The sequence below is a fragment of the Bartonella capreoli genome (assembly GCF_902813205.1).
GTDB classification, from domain to species: Bacteria; Pseudomonadota; Alphaproteobacteria; order Rhizobiales; family Rhizobiaceae; genus Bartonella; species Bartonella schoenbuchensis.
The window spans coordinates 1-401 of record NZ_CADDZX010000335.1; the positions used below are offsets into that span (position 1 = coordinate 1).

1 pseudogene is annotated in these 401 nt (G+C 31.4%); it reads right to left on the bottom strand.

Going from position 1 to position 401, the window contains the following annotated elements:
• Window positions 1-95: 95 nt before the first annotated feature.
• Window positions 96-401 (bottom strand): annotated as a pseudogene (locus J7R05_RS08680) (tRNA uridine-5-carboxymethylaminomethyl(34) synthesis GTPase MnmE); the annotation flags it as partial.

Consider the following 401-nt stretch of genomic DNA (forward strand, 5'->3'; position numbering starts at 1 on the left):
AGAGAACTGTTCCAAAGTTTCACGTGAAACAGAATATAGAGAATACATGATCTTTTTAATCTGTCTATGAAATAATCAATGTTTCACGTGAATCATTACTTGCCAACACAAAATTCCGAAAAAATAATATCAAGCAAATCCTCAACATCTATATCGCCCGTAATTTTTCCAAGAAAATCACTTGCACGACGAAGATATTCCGCACGTAAACTTAAATCAAGATCATAATTTATAGAAGCCTCAATTTCTTTAACAGCCTCTTTTAATAATTGAAGTTGCCTTTTACGTGCTGGAATAAGATTTCCAATTTCAGTAGAACGATGTGAACAAAATGACTCAAGTTCCTTAATAAAATGATCAAAATTTAAACCTGTGGATGCAGAAAACTGTATTAAAAAATG